Origin of the sequence: Burkholderia sp. BCC1998, assembly GCF_905339875.1 — a bacterium.
Taxonomy (GTDB): Bacteria; Pseudomonadota; Gammaproteobacteria; order Burkholderiales; family Burkholderiaceae; genus Burkholderia.
The window spans coordinates 1-674 of the sequence record NZ_CAJPHE010000087.1; the positions used below are offsets into that span (position 1 = coordinate 1).

A 674-nucleotide genomic window follows, 5' to 3' on the forward strand; every position below is an offset into this window, starting at 1 on the left:
TCGACGCGCTGGAGCGCGGAAGGCGGCGACTGGGGCACCAGCATGTTCGGCCTGAAGGGCGTCGAGGATCTCGGCGGCGGGATGTCGACGGTCTTCAACCTGGAAACCGCGTTCCAGGTGATGAACGGCACGACGGGCGGCGGACGCATGTGGTCGCGCCGCGCGTATGTCGGCCTGAAGAGCGACACGTGGGGCCAGCTGCAGGCCGGCCGCAACCTGTTCATCGACAGCGACGGCGTGTGGGAATTCGATCCGTTCGTGCAGCAGGCATTTTCGTCCGCATCGCTCGTGCGCGGCCGCAACTGGCAGCAGAGCAGCAACAACGTCGAATATCACAGTCCGGTGATCGGCGGCTTCGACGTGCAGGCGCAGTATGCGTTCGGCAACCAGTCGCGCGGCTTCAACTACGGCGCGGCCGACGACTTCGGCCGCTCGGACGGGATCATGATCTCGTATCACTCGCCGGTGCTCGACGTGCGCGGCCTCTACGACGAGCTGCGCGACAACAACGGCAAGTTCAGCAACATCTTCACCGCGTCGCGCGAGTATTTCGTCGGCGCGAACGTGAAGGTGTCGAAGTTCAAGATCCAGGGCGCGTATACGCACTACCAGGCGCCGGACAGCCCGGCGGGCGTCGCCGATCGCGCCGATCACTACTGGCTCGGCGCGACCTA

At 65.4% G+C, this 674-nt stretch carries 1 protein-coding gene; it reads left to right on the top strand.

Going from position 1 to position 674, the window contains the following annotated elements:
• On the top strand, positions 1-674 hold a 674-nt coding region (locus U5A56_RS36895; RefSeq protein ID WP_321927404.1), incomplete at both ends, for a porin.